Below are 18889 nucleotides of genomic sequence, written 5' to 3' on the forward strand. Positions count from 1 at the left end.
AATAGGGGCCTCCATGTATATTATTGTAGCTATAAGTGCTAAATACTTTTTTTTACTACTTCTTGATATTTTTTTTAATACATTCCTTAAAATTAGATAAATATTTGATAATTTAATCACCTCCTAAAAAAAATACAATATTCAGTTATATAAACTAAATATTGTATTATAATAGGCCTTATTCAATTTTTAACTTATTATCATATAAAATATCATAAATAATTATAAAACATCTCTACATAGTTATATTTCATGTTATTTACACATAGAATTTATACTTAGACTAACTAGTTTTGCATTCTTAAATTTATTTCTAATTTTATCTTTTTGATGTTCAAAACATAATATATAATAATTATCAATTCTTTTTTCTTTTATAAAATAATCTGTCAATTCTTCATTTACAAAATCATCTTCAAGAAAATTAAATGTTATTACATTGTTTATATATAAATAATTTTTTATATGTTTAATATCAATATTATTTTTCAATTGTCTATATACATTCTCATTATTAAGTTTGTTATCAGAAATTAAATTTAAGACCTTAAAAGATTCTTCTTCATACATAACTAATATTTCTTTTTTTATTGTCCTCTTATGTCCATCAATTTCTTTATAATAATTTAAATGCCTTTCTGTCTCAAATATTATTATAATATTTGTTGCCATAAAATCATTAAATTCATTAATTACTCTTTTTATATAAGCATTAGTAGACTCTTTTTTTATCTTATATACAAGATATTCTTTATCATCATTTGAAATAACTTTACCATAAAAGAGCTTTATGAATTCTATTCCATCTTGATTTAATTGTATTTTGGTTCTGCCTAATGTAATTTTAAAATTATTAAATTTACATAACAGCTCATGTACTTCTGATAAAAATTTTCTCTTACTCATTTTAAGGTGATTTCTATAATGTAATTCATCTCCAATTAGATTTAAATATTTTTTACCTTCTGTTCCTAATATGAATATTTTGTCAGTTTCTTCTATGTATTGTTCTTGTTTTAATTTATTTATTCGTGCATATTTATATTGATTACACCTCTTTGAATTTACATCATCTAATTGATAAATCATATGTAGATATTTTCTTTTCACAGCACCATATTCATTTAATAATCTGAGACATTTCAAATCTCGTTCTTTAATCATTAAATTACTCACTCTTTTAAAAACTCCCTTCTTTTCATTATTATTTTTATTGTAAATAGAGCTTTTTTTAGTAGAGTTATCTTGCAAAATTTTTGAGATTTAAATAATCTCTTATCAGTACACTAATTTTAGCTATTTTTGACAGCTAACATAAACCTGTGTTTTTTGTTTAATGCTATCGAACTCTGTACCCATTGTAAATGCTAGATTCTTTCTTTTTTTTCAATATTGAAATTCAATACTCTCTATTTTTTATTTTTCAATATTGAAAAACGTATAAAATTCAATATTGAAAAATAAAAAAATTCAATATTGAATTTTATATTACAGAATTAAAATCTCATTTGCATATTCATCAGAGAAACTTTGATTATAAATGATTATTTCTAATCCTAATCTTTCATCACATCCACCTTCAATTAATATCTTCACTTTAGAATAATCATCATCTTTAATTAAGTCTGATTTCCTGATTGCATCAGTATAATTCTTAAAGAAATAATTATCAACATCATATCTTAAGTAATCTAAATATAATTTGTACTTTATAATAACCTTGTCAAAATGTTCATCAATATCACTAAGCTTATAAATTATTAATTGTTGAGTTAGCTCTTTATAATCAGCATAATATCTTGATGATTCAATTGAAAACAAATTTGGTGGCAACATACTTGTCCAAAATTTTATTTTTTTGTTTTTAACATATTCTTTTACTTCAATTAGTTTCTCTGAATAATTTTCTATATTATCTAAGTTCATTCTATCTATTATTTGCTCATTTTTCATAATTTGTTGTATAAGATGATACTGAGTATTTTCTAATAACTCTAAAGCCTTAAAAATATTTCTATTATTAAGCTTCATTTTTTCTCTTATATCTTTTAATGAATACTCTATAATATAATTTTTCTCACTCAAATACATCACCTCTTCAATAAATTATATTCATCTAATAAGTCTTGATTATCATCTTTATTACCTATAATTGTTATCTCGTTTGACTCATTAAATAATAAATAGTAACTATCACCATCATAAATTTTCCAACTTCCATCATGAAATTTTATTATCCCTATTATTGACTTTTTATCAAAATACAAGTCTTTCATATCATTTTTAGCTATATATACTATTGAATGAACTATATCATCAGAATATATATTAGTTCCATCAGAATCCTTTTTAAATGTAATTTCTCCTAGCGTATTTCTTTTTATTGGTATATGATGATCTATTAAATCTGGTTTTCCTGTGTTATATACTATCTTATGTATTTTAGTATCATTAACTCCTGTTGAATAATAATGTCCATATATCCAGTGATTATTTTTTATAGATTTTCCTCTAAATGTTTTTATTTTCATCTGCTCACCTTTAAAGTTCTGTAATTTTATAAGTAATATTATTTAATTCAAAACAATCTGAATCACTATATTTTTTCTTAAGAGTATTAAAAACAAAACTTATATCCTCATTTATAATTTCAAATTCTTCATTTCCTATAACTGATTTATACAACTCGCTTTCATTTAAACTTGTTATATAATCTTCAGCTATTGTATTTTTCTTTATTAATTTTTTAATCTCATACTTATGTCTAAAACTATTCTGTATAACTGTAGTTCCTAACAGATTACTGTTTATATAAATACAATCTGACAAAAGCTTTATTTCACTATAATTTCCTAGCTGAAAAAGTGATATCTCTGATACTTCTTCTATCACAAGTTTTTTATAAATTGTTATATGAATAAATATCTCCTCAATATTAGCTACAAATTCTATTTTGTATTTTCCAAATTTATTTAACATATTTCCTCCACAATATTATTCATTATTTGATGTTGTTAATATAGATGATTCATTATCTATATCATTTCTGTATTCCTTAGGATATAGCTCGCCATTAGTTAATATCTCTTTTGCCTTTTCTATAGATAGAAATTCACTTATTATAACTGTATCAATTAATAGCTCTTTTGATTCTTCTTCATATTTACACAACCTTCCCCAATAATATAATTTTTTATTTAAATATTCATTTGATTTTTCATCAACATATACAACACCCCAATTTGTTTGTCTATTACATTTAAATAGAATAGAAGGATACTCTATCCCATCTATTCTGCAATTAGCTAAAATCACATTATAATTTAGTTGACTTTCTAATTGTTTTTTAAAGTTCTTTCTTTCATTTTTATCGAAAAACATTTTTATCACCTCTTAAAAATATTCATAAAAAAAGTTATATTATAGGCTCTATAAAGCAACTACAATATAACTGATGAACATAAAAAAAGAGTTATCTTATTAAAATAACTCTTTTTTAATCCTTATTTTCTAAATATTTTAGATTTTTAATTAATACAGTTAAAACTTCCTCTACAGTTCTCAATTGATCAGGATTCAAATCTTCCAATTTATTTGTTATTTCATTTAAAACATTTGGTTTAACATGCTCAACTGAATCTTTAAGAATTATATCTGCTGATATGTCTAAAGCATTTATAAGTTCTAAAAATGTACTTAAACTTGGTATTTTTCTACCTCTTTCAATATTACTGAGGTGGTTATACCCTATATCAATTTTTTCAGATAGTTGTTCTATTGTGAGTCCTAATTCTTTTCTTCGTTCTCTTATTCTAGTACCTAAAAATTCCATGATGCTCTCTCTCTTTACATAATTTTATTCATAGTATATATTTTTGAATTTTATTTTGTAACACCCTAGAAGAACGCATTACGTTCTTCTAGGTTTAATTACTATTAAATATCTTATGCTTTTTTCTAAAAATTATGCTTGATACAGAATAAACACTATAACTTCACAACCATCTTATGTTTTAAAATGATAATTACTTGAAAAGATAACTCTTCTAAATACTATTATGATATAAAATAGTTTAATTATTTTTTTCTTCTATTAAAAATTAAACCTATTGTAGATAATATTCCTATACCCCAAAATATACCTATCCCCGTATCACCTGTAGGAGGATTATTTTTCTCTATATTATTATTATCAATTTCCTTTTCTATCTTCTCATCATTTATAAGAGAACTTATACTATTTGAGGATTCTTCTTTAGAATTATTATCCTCATAATTATTATCTTTGTCTTTTATTTCTTCATCTTTTTTAGGATATATTATTACTCCATCTGGTTTAAGTATTGCTCCATCTTCTGGTATTTGAATTGTCCCATCTGGAAATATAATTATTCCTCCTGGTGGTACAATTATATTTCCATTATCATCAATCTCTGGTTTTTCTCCATCCTCATTTGGTTTAATCTCAATATCATCAGGTGTTACAATGCTACCATCGGGAAAAACCTTATTGCCATCTTTATCTATATAATAATCATTCTGACCACCTTGATTTGTATTATCATCAATACCTGGTAATTTATCATCATTATTATTGTCATCAGGCTGTTCAGGTTGCTCAGGTTTGTCAGGGATGTTATTATTATGTTCATTGTCATTGTCATTGTCTCCCCAATCAGGACCAGGGTCAGGTAATTGTCCATCCCCATTATTCCAGCCTCCTTCTCTAACAAGAACAGCAGCAGAGCGTATTGATGTACGGTTATCACTGTTAGTGACCTTATAGCTTACTGAGTAAACACCTTCTTTTATTGTGTTTACTGTTCCACTAGATTTTACTTTATTAGTTAGATAACCATCAACTTCATCATAAGCATATAATAATCCACTTTTTATGTTAAAATCATCTCCAACAGAAAGATATACATCTCTTACCTCTAATTGTGGCCAACGAGCATTTTCCCAATCTCCAATATCTTCACTGTTTTCAGGTATATCTTCTCCTTTTTCTAAAACATGTACAATTCTAGAGAATCTAATTCTATTATCATCAGAATCGCTTACTGAATATGTTATAAGATAAGAACCTACTGTATTGTTATCTAAATCTGTTTCATAAGTTATTTTATCAGTCAAATCTCCATCTTCAGGGTCTATTACTTTTACACCTTTTCTTATTCTATCATCACCATAAATATCTCCAACCGTTATATATTCTTCATCCCACAACGTAGCTTCTGGCTTTCCATTATTCTTATCAGGTTTATTAGGAAGTGAGCTCTTATAATCTTGAACTATAACCTTACAATTCTTTTCAGATGTTTGACCCTTGAAATCTGTAACACTATATTTTAAATCATATTCCCCTGTTTCAAATCGGTTAACATATCCTTCGACTTTTATATATTTTGTTAAATCTTCTCCTCTAAAATCTTTTGCTGTAATACCATTTAATACATTGAAATTATCTCCAACATTTATTATTCTTGTCCCAATATCATTTATGACAGGCATACCATTTAAACTTATAACAGGAGGTGTTAAGTTTTCTTCTTCAAAATCTATTCTACCTATCTGATAATGAATTATATCACCTTCATTTCCAAATGAGTCGACTGGCATAAAATGTATATATTTATTTCCTTTGTGTTCGAAAATAATTTGATTAGGAGATAATGAGGTAGTTAACATGCCTGTAGTTAGTGTATCTTCTCTTTTATTGCTTAGTTTATATTTATATGCCTTTACATCACCAATTATATGCCCTACAGTACCCCACTCATGCCCTTCTTCTGTTGTCATGTCTCTTATTATTAAGTTGTTATCTTTGAGTCTAGTCCTAACTTGATATTTTTCAGAGTCGCCTACTTCTGCTGGATTAATATCTAATGTTATTTCATCTTCTAGCTCTTCTGTATCCATGTCACTTCCATGAACAGTTTTTACTTTTGGACCATACACATCTTTTGCATTTTCATCAGTAAAGCTTAAATCTTCAGTGTAAGCAATTGTTTTATAAACGTTTAATTTTTTATCAAGTTTTCTTACTTCATAGAATACTTTATCTCCAAGTTTATTTTCATCCCAACTTACAACTAAGTTATTTTCATCTAAATTTGCTTCTACTTTTATTTCCATATCACCATAAACAACTACTTTTCTTTTTACATCTCTTACATTACCTTGAGAATCTTCAACATGATAATTTAACTCATATTCTCCATTTGTATTTGTATCTACACTACCTTGAACCTCAACTTTACTTGTCAAATCACCATCTTCAGTATCGTAAGCCGAAATCCCCTGCATTTCATCAAAGGTACTTCCTTCCTTTACTCTAGCTGTATAAACATTTCGTATAATAGGTATGTGGTTAGTATCATATTTTCCTCCAATTAGATGGTGATATGTTTTGCTTACATTTCCATTTTTGTCGATAGCTTTAACATGTAAGAACTTAAATTTACTATTAGAAATATCTATATTTTCTACATTTTTAGCATTTACAAAATTAGCTGCTTCAGTATCTTCTTTACTGTTAATAATATAATTAAATCCAGCTAATCCAGATTCTACAGAACCATTTCTAATTTTAGATGAGTTAATAACATTTCCATTTTTGTCAATAGCTTCTATAAAATATCTATAAGTAGAAGATAAATCTCTTGCAACTAACTTTAACTTTGTAGCAGTATTAGTTGTTTTTTCAGGAATAGAAGCAAGTCTAGAGTTTTTAGCTTCTTCTGCTTCAAAGACTTCGTTTAAGTATGTTACAACTGGAGAGCTAACATCTTTTGCTTCAGTATCAGTAAATTGTGTGGTGCTAAAAATACCTTTTTCTTTAAAATCAAATCCGTTTGCATCTGTTTTATATACTATATATTTATCAGCCTCTTTTACTTCATCCCAATTTAGACTTAATTTATCTTGAGATTCTTCTATGTCAAGTTTTATATTACCTGGAACATGTACTCTTACTATTTCTTCAGCCTTTAATCCTTTCGAATCTTGTACACTATACTTTAATTCATAAACTCCCTGCACCTGGTTATTAATATCCCCTTGTACTGTTATCTTTGATGTCAAATCGCCATCTTCCATGTCATAAGCTGTTACATTTTTTAATTTATCAAATATTTCTCCTATTTCTAGGACCTGATTTAATCCAGGAACTTTTAAAATAGGTGCATTATTATGAGAAGCATCTGAAAGCTTGATGTGTTTTGTTTTTGTGCGATTACCGGCATTATCAATAGCAACTATATGTAGATAATCATCCTCACTTACACCTTTAAACTCAAAGTTACCATCAGTATTATTTATGTCACTTAAAACTTCTGTATCTGTATTTTTATCAAGAATATAGCTATAACCTTTTAATCCTGTTTTTATTGAAGTTTTTACTGTATTAGAATACGCTATTTCATAATCATCTGAGTCATATGCCTTGACAGAGTATTCATATTCGCTTTCTAAGTCATCGCAGTCGAACTTTAATTTAGCAGACATCTCTTTGCTTAATGTAAAAGAGAAAAACATATTTGGAGCATCTAAGTCTTGTCCATTTACATCTTTTAAAGTGTTACTTGAAACTTTTATATATTTAGATTTACTATCACCTATTTTTTTTCTCTCTATTACATAATAAGAAGCTTCCTTATATTTATCCCATGATAAATCAACAAAATTTTCTTTATCATTTGCATTTGCACTTATTGTAATATCTTTATTAGAGACAATTTTTTCTATATAAACACTATCTTCGTATTTATATGTTCCACCAATATTTTCATTTTTTTCATTTTCAAATTCAACGACAAAACCTTCAATGTCAGTCCAAATCGGGTTAGGTGAATTACTGACATCATTCCACAATCCGTTACTATTTTTAATTGATACTAAATAATCTTCACCATCTGCATCAAAATTATTTGGTTCACCTTGAGCCCAGTTTGTCCACTTAAATATCTCTCCTTTTACATTCCTCCATTCTCCTTCTACTACCTCATCTGTACCATCTAACCAAACTGTTTTTGAAGTTAAACTATTAAATATATCTAAATCAGTTGGTGATGAAATAGTAGCTAAATGTCCTTTCAAGCCCTTATACTCCATGTTTTCTGCTTCTTTTTTTGCATTTTTCCACGATATTCTTTTAGCTTCTACAAATTGATAATAGCTCCCATTTTGAGGGTTGTATACTATATCATCAACATTATCATTTTGTAATCTTACATTAAATTTAAAACTTGTGCTATTGTCATGTTCGATTTTTACAGACTTAATTAAATTTTCTACTTCTTTAGTAGTATATTTACCTGTCAGTATTAATTGTTGACCTTTTACAGACTTTTCTACTCCTTTTTCACTATACTTAATTGTTATACTATTATTAAATCCTTCACTTATATATAATTTAAGACCATCTATTAATTCATTACTATTATTTGTAATTTGTACATTAGGAAAAGTAACTAAAAACCTTTTTCTATTAGGCTCACCCAAATCAATACTTAAATAATCAAAACTTTCTTTTACTGTTATATATTTTGTAGCTTTACTCTCTTGACCTTTAGTGTCTGCTACAAAGTACTCTAAAGTCCATTTACCCAAAATATTTGTATCAATACTATCTACTGTAGTTCCATCAGGATTTTTTATTATTATCTTAATATCTTTAGTTAAATCACCATCATAATCATCAATTGCACTAACATTTCTCATTACATTAAATTGACTTCCTTTTGATATAGATGTATTTCCACCTATGTTCAGAACAGGAGCATAATCTGTAAATATTCCTAGAACTGGTAATGTTAATACCTTACTTTTATTTCCAGCTTTGTCTATTGCTATAATATGCACATATGAGTTACTTGCCAATTCTTTAGCACTTATAAAGCCATCTTTACTATTAATACTATTGCCTAAAGAATTTGAAGGAGTATTGTTATTACTTACCTCATAACTATACCCAGCAAATCCTGATTTTATTTGTAGAGTTTTTTTATTTGAAGTATTTGTTATATCTCCAAATTCAGATATAGCATCAATATAATATTCATATTCGCTACTAATATCAGTTGAATCAAATGATATTCCCTGTTTTATACCAGAATTATATACTTTATATAGTGGAACTGTTGGTGCATCAACATCTTTTGCATCAGGAACTTCTAATTGGCTTTCAGTTAGTTTTACTTTTTCCTCTTTATTTGAAGAAATTGGTTTAAATTCCTTTTCTCCTTTTTTCTTTTGATATGCAACATAGTAATCTAAATATTTATCTTTAATATCATTCCAATCAAGAAAAACTTGATTTTGTATAATCTCAGTATCTAAAACAATATCTTGTTTAGTCTCAAAAGGTTCTACATTTATAATACTTTCATAATCAAATAAATTAGTTGTGTCAGGAGAAGGCAATTTCTCGCCTGCTTTACCAAACTCGACTATAAATCCTTTAGAATTATTATTTTCAGTTGAACCATTTGTCCATACAAAATCTTTAGTTAATATGTTTTTATGTTCATCATTTATTGTAGCTAAATTACCATTATGGCCTAGCATTTCTTGTTTTTTAGCTGCGAGTTTAGCTTCTTCTAATGTTAGACCAGGATTCGCTACCACTTTATAGTAATGATTGTTTTTATAGTTATATATTATTTTTTCAGCATTGTTGCTATCTAAAACTATATTAAATTTAAATTTTGTACGATTGTCAGTATCAATTTTTATAGATTTGATTAACTCTTCAGCTTCTTTTATTGTAAACTTATCTTGTATATCTAAACTTCTATCTATCGTAGTATTTTCTACTCCATTTAGCTCATAGTGTATTTTCATAGAGCTATTAAATTCATCACTAAAATATATCTTTATACCATCTATTTCTTTTGAAGAATCACTAGTAGTAATTTTAGCGTTAGGAAGCTTAACAAAAGTGCTTGTTACTAGAATTTCTCCAATATCAAGTTTAAATGGTATATCTTTTATAATATTAATTGTTCTTACATACTCTGTAACTTGTTTTTTAGAATCTTCAACACTATATTTTATAGTCCACTTACCTAAAATTTTTGTATTAATATTCTCCACTATAGCTCCAGCAGGACCTGTTATCTTTGTAGTAATCTTACTAGTTAAATCACCATCGATTTCGTCATAGGCACTTACACCTTCTAAAATATTGATATTACTATTTTGTTTCAATGAGATATCGCTAGATACAGTCAAAATTGGAGCTTCATCTGTAAATAATTTTAGGATTGGAATAGTTTTAACTTCACTTATATTTCCAAAGTTATCTGAAGCAGTTACGTGCAAATAATTTTTATCAACTAATTCTCTAAATGATATAAATCCATTTGTGCTATTTTTATTTAAAGAAGTTGGAACAGGGCTATTACTTACTTCATAAGAAAATTCTTTAAAATCGCTTTGAACAAATATCTTTTCTATATTAGATGTCCCTATTCTATCTCCATTTTTATTTATTGCATTAATGTAATAAGAATATTCAGTTCCAACATCTTCAGTTTCTAATTGTATTCCTTTTTTTAAACCATCTTTCAAAACTTCAAAATTAGGAAGATTTGGAGCTTTTGAATCAGTTATTTCATAATCTTCAATTTCATTTGTATCTGCTGTAACACTCTTAGATAGAGTCCAATTTTTATCTTCTTTTTTCTTAACATAAATGTTGTATGCATATGCTTCTAAATCACTATTCCACTTCAAGTTTGCCTTTTCTAAGTTGTCTGCTAAAGTAACTTTTAAATATACATCAGGTTTAATTTTAATATTAGTAGAGACTTTATCTAAAAATCCAAGTTTGCTAACATTTGCAGTCCCCCATCCATTGTTTACAACATAATATATAGAAATTGCATCATAACTATCTCTTTGAACATCAATTTCTCTTAATTTAGTATAATCGTAATTTGGATAGAATATTGTAAAATTACCTATGTCTTTCCATGTGTTATTTTTTAACCCCTTAATATAAAAGCGATTATCTACTCCAGAAGTTTTTGATATACTTACAGTACTAATTTTTAATGGTGAATTAAATGTTATTATTGCAGTATTTCCACCTTTTCCAGAATACCAGCCTCCTGTTAAAGCTTCTGGTTTATCTGATGTAGTTCCCAAAGGAATATATCTTTCTTCTGCTAAAGTAATATTTAAATTATATTCTAAGCTGCTATCACATTTAATTTTTAGTGTCTTTAATACTTCATCCAACTGTTCTTGATTAGAAAGTGCTATAGATAAGCTATTTTGTTTTTTAGTATATTCAATGTCATTTAATTTATATTTTATTTCTATATCGTTACTAAAACCCTTCTCAAAGTTTATATTTAAGTTACCTTTTCTATATAGTAAGCCTTTAGCATTTGGAAATAATACATTTCCGTTTCCATCATTCTCATAGTCACCTAAATCTAGTTCTAAATTACCTTGAACTTGTGGTATGCTATAATTTTTTGTTATTGTAACTGGCTTACCTAATAGGCTAATAGAAAATTCACAACCTTCATATTCATCATAACTTATAGAAAAACTTCTTAGAAGCTCATTTAAAGTATCTTGTGTTAATCCTTCGATAACTATATCTTTTCCCTTTTTAGTTATCTCTTCGCCATTTATACTATATCTTATTTCTAACTCAGTTTTTGAAACAAAATTTAAATCTGCCTTATCTCTTATTTTTCCAGTAGCATTTTTGAATGTTATTACTCCATCAGAATGTTGTATCTCACCCATATCCAAGCTATCATCCATTTCAATTTTAATATCTTTTGTAATCTTTTTCCCAGAGTTGAAATTTAGAGAAAAAGACATATCTAAATTAGATGTGTTATCATGTGATATTTTAAGACTACTTAATACTTCTTTTAGTTGCTCATTATTTTCTATATTAATAACTATATTTTCATTGTTTTCTTTTTTTTCTTCGCCATCTACACTATAAGTTGTTACTAAATTTCTATTATATCCATTTTTAAATGATATACTTAAACTAGTATTTGTATTTATTTTGCCAGCTGCACTTGGAAATGTTATATTCCCTTTTCCATCGCTATTAAAATCACCTATTTCAAAATTAGCTTTATCTATAGATATGTTTAAACATTCCTTTTTTTTATCAGACATAAAAAACTCTAAATCATAGATATGAGCCCAATCTCTTCCATATGAATAGAATTCTAGCTCTTCATAATTATTAGGAACGACATCGAATTTTGCATTTGATTGATTTGCCCCAAATGAGCCAATATCTTTCCAAGTTCCATTATTTTTCCCCCTAACAATTAAAGCGTTTTTAGAATTATATCTTATTGCAGATAGATATACATTATTTATATTTTTTAAATACATTGATGTATTATAAGTTCCTGCGTTCCATCCTACACTACCTTTAAAAACATTGCTAGGTTGATTATTTCCATAACCTATTCCTGAAGCTACAAAATTTTTAGGAATCTGCCAAGATAAATTTTCCATATCTGCATCTGAAGAAACTGAAAATATCTTTAAAGAACATCCTTCAAGTTCATCAAAAGTAATTTCTAAGCTTTTTAATATCTCATCTAGTTCCTTTTGAGAATTTATTTCTATTTTAACAGTCTTATCTTTTTTTATTATTTCCTCTCCATTTAATTGATACTTTATAGACGTATCCTGATTTTCTACATCATTGAGCTCAAAGACTATACTAGAACCAAATCCGACTGTATTTCCCTTAGCATCAGGAAATGTGATTTTATTATTTATTACTTTCTTTTCTCCAAGCTCTAAATTTAACATACTTTCAATTTTATCTACTGTTACAGAATCTGAAGCAAGTTCTTCTTCTAAATTAGAGTTTAATATAACTTCATGTATAGTAGCCCAAGCACTTCCTAATCCTCCAGTAGCTATCCAAGACGAATTTACATTAATTTCATCATAATCACCTTTTTTTATAATAGGGATATCAACTGTATTCATCTCATTCCCTTTCACTATTTCAACTGTTTGACCAATTACCTCTGATGACCCTCCTTTCTTACCAGTTATAGTGTATTGATTTTTTATGGTTGTTGATGGAGATACTTTTAATTTTATAGTATCAACTTTAGTTTGACTTGGAAATTTGAAATTGATATTTCCAGATTCACTAGGAGCATTCCAATACGTGTTTACATTACAATCAATCACATTCGCTGGATAACCTGCACCATAATAAGTTCCTGTTGTAACCGTTCCATCAGGAAAAGTTTTCTTTAGTTCCATATCTACAAGGCTTACATCAATTTTAACTTTTTGGTTTTTTGTATTTAACTTCAATGTTTTTAGTATTTCATTTATTGTTTTTCTATCATATGCCTCTGTAATTACCACTTTTTCATCACTATTTATCTTATTTCCATTAACTTTATATTCAGTTCCTATAGGTGTCGAATATTCAAGCTTTAGATTCAATTTATCAAATCCATTTACAACTGCACTTGGAAAAGTAACAAAAGAGTCATTAATAGATGGCTCGCCTAAGTTTAAACTTGGAGAATCAGTATAGTTAAAATGCTGTGCTTCAGTTTCATCAAATGAAATCTCGCAAAGTCTACTCATATTATCGTCAGATAAATTAGGGATTACTTTTACTCCTTTATAGATACCTTTATCTACTTTAATAGTTTGAGTCTCTCTAGAATAGAGGTCTATAGCGTAGTCATTGGCTTCACCTATCTTTGTCCAAGTTCCATCCTTAAGTCCTTCTATTATTGCACCATTTTTTCTTCCAAAAGTTAGGTTTATTGTATCTAACTCCGTCTCTTTATCAAATATTAATTGCCACCATCCTTTGCCATCAGCACGAAAATGACTTCCTAAGTCTCCATCTACAGCCTCTTCTTGTCCAATACCATTTGAACTTATAATTCCTTTTGGTACACTAGTCAATTTTATTGAGAAATTTACATTCGCATCACATTTTATTTCTAATGATTTTAATACTTCTTCTAACTCTTGTTGATTTTCTATTCTTATATTTATAACTCGACTTTTAAGAGAAGGTTCATATGTTATTCCTTCCATTTTATTTCCATTTTTTATATAACTAATTTTCACATTACTTTCACCATCAAAATTAAAAAATAGATTAGCTTGTTCTTTTATAACTCCCTTTGCATCAGGAAAACTTAGAATTCCATCATCATTTTCATATTCACCCATATCAAGTAAAAATTTTTCATTTTCTAAATTATTTTCATAATTCTTATTATCAGCAAAAACATTAATACTAGGTGTAATGCCTAAACTAGTTGAACTTGCAATTATAGTAGATAATAAAACTGAAATTACTTTTTTGTTGTACATACACAACACCCTTTCTTTATATTTGTTAATTAATTTTAATTGCTTTATTCTTGATAGGATTTTTAATCAATACTTAGTAATATTGAATTTTCCAAATTTAATACTATAGATTTCTATCACTATACAAAACAATCAATCTTATAATCTTTTGCTTTACTTTTTTCCCCATTAAAAAAACGACTTACAAAGTCGTCTTTATTTTTATCAATTACTTTTATTTTTTGTAATTTTTTTAGTTCACAAGTGTTTTGTAACTCTTGTATCAATTTTTCATGTTTCATTTTTTCATCTTGAAACACTATTTTTATTACTATTTCTTTTACATTAGATTTATCCATCATACATAATATCCTCATTATTTTATTTTGTATCATTTATCACATCAGAATATCCATCAACATGTGTAACTCCTGTTGTTATTCCATCTAGTATGTCTTGTACCGATGCCAAGTCATCATTAGCTTTACTTATTTCATTATTTATAACCGTAATGTCTGTGGAATCATCTTCACCACCAGAATTTCCTTTTAGCTCATTATATTGTTCAGTTAACTTAGCTCTTTCTTCTTTTAATCTATTTACTTCTGCTATTAGTTTTGTTTCTCCTTCTGATAATAGCTTTGCATCATTATCCAATCCTAGTAATGTATTTATAATATTATTGGCTGTATCGCCACCTGTGTAAGTCATTGCGATTACAGAAACAGATGCTGTTGCTATGCCTAATGCAGCTAGCTTTTTAAGATTTTTCATAATACTTTTCCTCCTAATCTGTTAATGCAGGGAAATTATCATCATCCAAATCAAATATTCCCATATATCCAGTATAACTATCATCATTAGTGCCTGTCATTCCAGTAAAAGCCACTTTATTCCCAGCTAATAAAGACATATTTGTTATTTTTAAATCATCTTGAGGTTTTATGGTTTTCTTTAAAGTACCATCTGAAGATATTACCATTATGCTACTAAAATAATTAGATACTAATATATCACCATTGTTTAATGCAATGTCATACTTATTTCCTATTAAATCTTCAGTTGGGATTGTACTTTCTATTGTTCCATCTGTCGTTATTGTACTGATTGTTTTTACTGCATAAATTACACATTTCCCATCTTTTTCTTCAACTACACATGTTGGTCTTGAACTATTTCCATTATAATAAGTGTAATCATCACTTATTTTAATTGTCCATGACTTTGTCCCATCTTTTGTATACTTTGTAGCAAAAGGGAAAGCTGTACTAGAAGTTATACTATCGTAGGTTTTATTTGCATAACCTACCACAATTATATCTCCGTTTGACATTTCTATTGCATTTCCAATATTAACATTCCCACCATTACCATTTATTTTAGATTCCCATTGTTTATTCCCTGTATTATCAATACATAGAACCCTTGAATAAGCACCAGCTGACATACTACCAACACATAGATAGTTCCCATTTTTAAGTTCTATAACATTTTCAATTGTCTCAGCCATTGTATCTCCACTATCAAATTGTGTTGTTAACTCTATTTCACCTTGGGAATCTAATTTTATTATGTGTATTGTATTTGTTGTTAATTTTCCTAGCGAACTTGTTAAGCTTTTATCTTGAGAAGTAACAAGTATTAAAGCTCCACCATCTTTTGTTGCTTTGCATAGATTTATATTACTTACACTAGTATTATTTAATTCCTTATGCCAAACCTCTGTTCCATTAAGATTCACCTTTTGAAATATAGTCTTTCCAGCCTTTGTACTATTATTAAATTTATTTAATACTAATAACATGTTATTATCTTTCAGTAAACAGCTTCCTTTTACTGCATTTATATCATCTATTCCTTTTAATTTTCTTGCATAATTTTCGCTTCCAAACTCTGGTAAAACATAATCATCATTCATAGCTTCAGCATAACCTGCAATATGCCCTTTAATTGGAGTATATTTAGATAAAGCTTCTTGTATCCTATTTGCATCACTATTAGCTTTATTTAGTTCTTCCTTTGCCTTCGCTAATTCACTTGTAGCCTTTCTATATGCCATAGAACTTGTCCTACCATTATTCTCTAATTTAGCTATTTCTGATTCTAAAGTACTTATCTGACCTTTTATTTCTTTTGCTTTTGCTACTAAATTTTTCTCTCCTTCTTTTAATAAAGATACTCCTTCTTTCATTTCTGTTAGCTTTGTTTTAGCTTGTTCTATTATTCCACTACCATTCCATGTCACTAATAAAGCACTAGTGGCAATTGTCGCACTTATACCTAATGCAACTAATTTTCCTTTAGAACCTATCATAAACTTTCCCTCCTTAGATGTTGTCTAATCCTCTTTTGATATAAGATATTTACATTTAACATACATATCTTTTTACTTCTTTGTATTCTACCAACCTATTATTTCTTTTATAATAGTTGTTATTTCATACATCCATTCATCACTATCAAATTCAATTTGTTCACATTTAAAGGTGTTTCTAGTCCTTGTATATAGAAATTTCTTTGAGGAATAACTATACTCATCAATATATAAAATTAAACTTAGGTATATGTCTCTTGCCTTTTCTTTTTGTTGTATTAACTTTAATAACTCTTGTTTACTTCTTCTAGTAATTACAAACATTAAAATGGAATATTCTTCTGCTAAAATTTTTAATTTTTTATAATCAATACTATCTTGAAATTCTGTAGCATCTATACATATAATTTCATCTTCTTTATCATTAATTATTGCTTTCAATAAATTCTCTAATGAATAAAAAGATAATGTATCATCATTAATCTTAAGTTGAAACTCATTATATTCGCCATCAAACTTATAATTAATAGCTATATTGTCTCCTGATACTTCCATATTATCTTTAGTTAAAAATAAAACTTGCTTATCAGTTGGAAGATTCTTTATTATAGATAAAATAAGCTTCTTGTTTCCACAACAAATATTACCTTCAACTGAAATCATCATTCCTGTATTTTTGGTTTCCATATTACCCTCCATAAAATATAAATCTTAATTCGTACAATTTAATTTTTTACTTTAGTACTATATAAATAAAATTAAGCAAAAAAATAAGTAGAATAAACCTACTTATTTTTTTGCTTAATTTTACTATGTACTTCTATATTATGTTTTTTTAATACCTCTATATATTGTGTTCTAAATTCTTTATTAGTATCTAGTAAATTATCTAGACCACGATAAACTTCTCCATGTGGAACTTCTCTATACAATTTTTCTAATAATATTATTTCATTGTCCTTTATACCTAATTTTACTATAATACCTTTTAAAGCATACCAATATTTATCTAAATCATTCAGGGGAGTTGTATTATGTATAGGATCAAATATTACCATTCTCATTACATTAAAATATTGATAATTATACATAAGCTCAACCATATTATAAGGCACAGAACCAGGATATCCTTTTCTTGACCATATTAAACTTAAAAAATTATTAATTTCGTTTTGAGGTATTATATTTTCTTCAAGCAACTTCTTAACACATATCCAGACACTACTTTTATCTCCTTCTTCTAAAAATCCGTCCATATCTACCCACATAAAAAATCTAAACATGTCCGTTATCCATTCTGTCCAAATCTTTCTAGCAAGAGCTTTATCTGATAAATAAGTTGATATTTGTTCAGGGTGATAGCTTATAAATTCAATAAATAAATCTTTGTCTTTTTTTACAAAATTCATCATAGCATCTCTCAGGATTTTACTTTCTGAATGAATGATGCAATGCCAAAAACCATGCTTAGGGTTTTCACGACTAAACACCCTACTTTTATCATTTTCTTTAAACATGTTATATATGTCTTCTAATAGTATCTGAAGTTCTTCCACTTTAACCGAAGATAGTATATTATCAACTATATAATTTAAATCCTTATCTAGTTCAGTATACCTTATATCATAATGATTTCTTATTTTATCTAATAGTCCTGCTTTTCCTCCATTAATAACAAACTTATTATAATTTGATTCTATAAATAGCCAAAATGACTCTATATGAGGATTGCTTATAATTTCTCCCTTTGCATGAGCACAATCATTTCTTATACTTCTCCAGTAATCATATTTTTTTCTAATATCATCATCTATTAAAAATATGTTATCAGGTTTTGTTCTATTAACTATATTAAATACTTCTGTATCCCAACTATTATCATCTTGAACTTTTTCTATTATTTGCTTCCAATAACTATCTTTTATATTATCTGGCTTATTATGAGATGTAACAATTCTATTTCTTAACTCATGTTGAAAACCTAGATAGGTCATTATAAATGAAGCTCTATATGCTCCAATCTTATAACATATAACTCCTTCATTAAATAACTTCAAAGTCTCCCCTTTAACATTATTTGCTTCACACCATCTTTCAAACTGAAGTTTCAATTAATTCATCCCTCTCTTACTAAAATATAATATCTGCTTAATATTATATTATCATAAATTGGATTGGATAAAATAACTCTTATACTCCATAAGGATTTCTTTTATATAGTCCCATACAACA

Annotated in this window: 12 protein-coding genes; all 12 read right to left on the minus strand. The window is 27.1% G+C overall.

Translation table 11 applies throughout. The features are described from left to right. Positions 1-255: 255 nt before the first annotated feature. The 12 genes from ACTG45_RS20295 to ACTG45_RS20350 all read right to left on the minus strand — a co-directional run bounded on the left by ACTG45_RS20295 (position 256) and on the right by ACTG45_RS20350 (position 18768). Positions 256-1176, minus strand: a complete 921-nt coding sequence (locus ACTG45_RS20295) for a hypothetical protein (protein ID WP_146026532.1) — start codon at positions 1174-1176, stop codon at positions 256-258. Positions 1177-1488: 312 nt separating this feature from the next. Then, on the minus strand, positions 1489-2085 hold the full coding sequence (locus ACTG45_RS20300; RefSeq protein ID WP_021383372.1) for a GMP reductase: 597 nt from the start codon (positions 2083-2085) through the stop codon (positions 1489-1491). 5 nt (positions 2086-2090) lie between these two features. Continuing rightward, the gene (locus tag ACTG45_RS20305) at positions 2091-2531 is read right to left on the minus strand and encodes a YopX family protein (RefSeq protein WP_021383431.1); all 441 of its coding nucleotides are present in this window, start codon (positions 2529-2531) and stop codon (positions 2091-2093) included. 10 nt (positions 2532-2541) lie between these two features. Next, on the minus strand, positions 2542-2979 hold the full coding sequence (locus ACTG45_RS20310) for a hypothetical protein (protein ID WP_021383343.1): 438 nt from the start codon (positions 2977-2979) through the stop codon (positions 2542-2544). 15 nt (positions 2980-2994) lie between these two features. Then, positions 2995-3381 carry a hypothetical protein gene (locus ACTG45_RS20315; protein WP_021383363.1) on the minus strand — a complete coding sequence of 129 codons (387 nt, stop codon included), beginning with the start codon at positions 3379-3381 and terminating at the stop codon, positions 2995-2997. Between the two features lie 115 nt (positions 3382-3496). Then, positions 3497-3832 (minus strand): helix-turn-helix domain-containing protein, encoded by a 336-nt coding sequence (locus tag ACTG45_RS20320; protein ID WP_021383376.1) that lies wholly within the window; start codon positions 3830-3832, stop codon positions 3497-3499. A 245-nt stretch (positions 3833-4077) separates the two neighbouring features. Continuing rightward, the gene (locus ACTG45_RS20325; RefSeq protein WP_102822227.1) at positions 4078-14364 is read right to left on the minus strand and encodes an immunoglobulin-like domain-containing protein; all 10287 of its coding nucleotides are present in this window, start codon (positions 14362-14364) and stop codon (positions 4078-4080) included. A 119-nt stretch (positions 14365-14483) separates the two neighbouring features. After that, on the minus strand, positions 14484-14705 hold the full coding sequence (locus ACTG45_RS20330; RefSeq protein WP_146026533.1) for a hypothetical protein: 222 nt from the start codon (positions 14703-14705) through the stop codon (positions 14484-14486). Positions 14706-14724: 19 nt separating this feature from the next. Further along, on the minus strand, positions 14725-15117 hold the full coding sequence (locus tag ACTG45_RS20335) for a hypothetical protein (RefSeq protein ID WP_102822229.1): 393 nt from the start codon (positions 15115-15117) through the stop codon (positions 14725-14727). 13 nt (positions 15118-15130) lie between these two features. Then, complete coding sequence (locus ACTG45_RS20340) at positions 15131-16657, minus strand: coiled-coil domain-containing protein (protein ID WP_102822230.1); 1527 nt, start codon at positions 16655-16657, stop codon at positions 15131-15133. A gap of 87 nt (positions 16658-16744) precedes the next feature. Continuing rightward, positions 16745-17344, minus strand: coding sequence for a hypothetical protein (locus tag ACTG45_RS20345; protein ID WP_102822231.1), 600 nt, complete (start codon positions 17342-17344; stop codon positions 16745-16747). A 98-nt stretch (positions 17345-17442) separates the two neighbouring features. Continuing rightward, positions 17443-18768: a hypothetical protein gene (locus ACTG45_RS20350; protein ID WP_021382332.1), complete on the minus strand. Its 1326-nt coding sequence runs from the start codon at positions 18766-18768 to the stop codon at positions 17443-17445. Between the last annotated feature and the right edge of the window lie 121 nt (positions 18769-18889).

It is taken from the genome of Clostridioides sp. LIBA-7602 (assembly GCF_056688945.1).